This is a genomic window from Mesorhizobium sp. P3_A9, assembly GCF_056402975.1.
Map to the genome: position 1 here is coordinate 1 of NZ_JBFUGJ010000597.1, position 2,125 is coordinate 2,125.

Annotated in this window: 4 protein-coding genes; all 4 read left to right on the plus strand. The window is 60.9% G+C overall.

All coding sequences use genetic code 11. The annotated features are described in order from the left end of the window. Positions 1 to 535, plus strand: a 535-nt coding sequence (locus AC1DX0_RS35025) for a peptide chain release factor-like protein (RefSeq protein WP_477358993.1), incomplete at its 5' end; no start/stop codon positions are given. A gap of 302 nt (positions 536 to 837) precedes the next feature. Continuing rightward, positions 838 to 1,209 (plus strand): hypothetical protein, encoded by a 372-nt coding sequence (locus tag AC1DX0_RS35030; RefSeq protein ID WP_477221403.1) that lies wholly within the window; start codon positions 838 to 840, stop codon positions 1,207 to 1,209. 109 nt (positions 1,210 to 1,318) lie between these two features. Further along, positions 1,319 to 1,687 (plus strand): GFA family protein, encoded by a 369-nt coding sequence (locus tag AC1DX0_RS35035; RefSeq protein ID WP_477358999.1) that lies wholly within the window; start codon positions 1,319 to 1,321, stop codon positions 1,685 to 1,687. Positions 1,688 to 1,838: 151 nt separating this feature from the next. After that, positions 1,839 to 2,125 (plus strand): glycine zipper domain-containing protein (locus tag AC1DX0_RS35040; protein ID WP_477358996.1); only part of this gene is annotated, 287 nt, incomplete at its 3' end.

Genomic DNA, 2,125 nt, shown 5'->3' on the forward strand with positions numbered 1-2,125 from the left:
GGTTCGTATTTCGCCGTATGACAGCAATGCGCGCCGCCATACATCCTTCTCCAGCATCTGGGTCTATCCAGTCGTAGATGACAGGATCGAGATCGATGTTTCAGAATCCGATGTCCGCATCGACACATATCGCTCGTCCGGTTCGGGAGGCCAGCACGTCAACACCACCGACTCGGCGGTCCGCATCACCCATATCGCCACCGGCATCGCGGTTGCCTGCCAGGCCGAACGCTCACAGCACAAGAACAAGGCGAAGGCCTGGGAAATGCTGCGCTCGCGCCTCTACGAGGAAGAGCTGAAGAAGCGCGAGGCGGTGGCCAACGCCACCGAGGCGTCGAAGAGCGACATCGGCTGGGGTCACCAGATCCGCTCCTACGTGCTGCAGCCCTACCAGCTGGTGAAGGATCTGCGCACAGGCGTCGAGAGCACCAGCCCGTCGAGCGTGCTCGACGGCGACCTCGACGACTTCATGGAAGCCTCGCTGTCGCAGCGCATCGAGGGCGGCGCGGGTGAGGCCGTGGCCGATCTGGACTAGCGCCGTCCGCCGCCAAACCTGGAGTGTGACCGCTCGCACTGGACGAAGCGGGCCATCACCAACGACTGCCGTAGTTGTGATTTCACCTGGTTGCTGCCTTGGGTGGGCCGGCGGCAACAGGTCGTCCGGCCACGCAGCAATTTCTTGCGCCGACTCACATTTCGGCTCACCATCGGACGCAGGAGGAGACAAAAGCATTTATGGCCGGTCGCGGCATATCTGCTGACGATTGGCCGCTGGGAAGACACGTTCCGGGAACGGGCAAGCGAAACGCTTGAACCTCGTTTGAAAGGAACGTTCCCATGTCTGCTGCCAGTTCCAGATCGGCCATCGCCGTTCCATCGGTTGGCCAGCTTGTCATTCCCCTTTGCGCGGCGATCGCGCTGCTGTCGGCGCCGGCCCTGGCGCATGACGCGAAGCCGACCGCGGCCAAGCCGCAAGGCTGGGCTTATCCGTTTGCCTGCTGCGCGAATTACGATTGCCACGAGGTGTCGCAAACCTCGATCAGCGAGCGCCCGGAAGGCTATGTCATCAAGGACACCGGGGAGGTGGTCGCGTATAGCGACAGACGGATCAAGGATTCGCCCGACGGAGAATTCCATTGGTGCGCGCATCAAGCAGGGCTCGATGCCGGAAAGACCATCTGCCTGTTCGTGCCGCCATCGTCTTACTGAGTTTGCTGCCGGCTGTTCAGGGCGTAAAGCCTGCTGACAGACAGTTGTCAGGATCGCTTCTTTATGGTGCCCTGCCGCATGGGCGGCCGACAATGGAGAGGTGATGTTGATGACCATCAAGGCAAGCTGCCACTGCAAGGCGACGACATTCGAGGTTTCAGAGGCACCGCARACGGTGACGCAMTGCACCTGTTCSTTCTGCTCGAAACGCGGCTCGCTCTGGGCCTATTACATCCCATCACAATTCAAGCTCACCAGCCCGCAGGAAAACGTTTCTGTCTATGAGTGGGGCTCGAAAACCGTAAAGCACGGCTTTTGCGCCACCTGCGGCTGCGGCACCTTCACGCAAACGCCGGATTGGTCGACCGGCAAGCCGGATTTCGACAATCCCAAGATCAGCGTCAATTCGCGGCTGTTCGATGATTTCGATCTCGACACCGTGGAAGTGGTGGTCATTGACGGCAAGAATCTCTGGTAGCTGGCCAAGGTGATCGTCACCTAACAGACCCCGGGAAAAGCCGTCGCGGGCATCTTTCCCGTTCCGYTTTTYGCCGYAWTTCATGKTACAAGTCGCGGGAAGGGCTGATTTGGCGCCGTCGAAAAAGGCGCGACTTGGAGAGGGACCATCTATGAAGAAGACCGTGCTCGTCGTCGTGGCGACGGCTTTGCTCGTGAGCGCTTGCACCACGACCGACCCATATACCGGTGACCAGAAGATTTCCAACACCGCCGCGGGTGCCGGTCTTGGTGCCCTGGCGGGTGCCAGCCTTGGTCTGCTTGCCGGCGGTAATGACCGCCGCAACGCGCTGATCGGCGCCGGCATCGGTGCACTGGCCGGCGGTGCAATCGGCGCCACTATGGATCAGAACGAAGCTGAACTGCGTCGGCAGCTCGAGGGCACTGGCGTCAGCGTCAC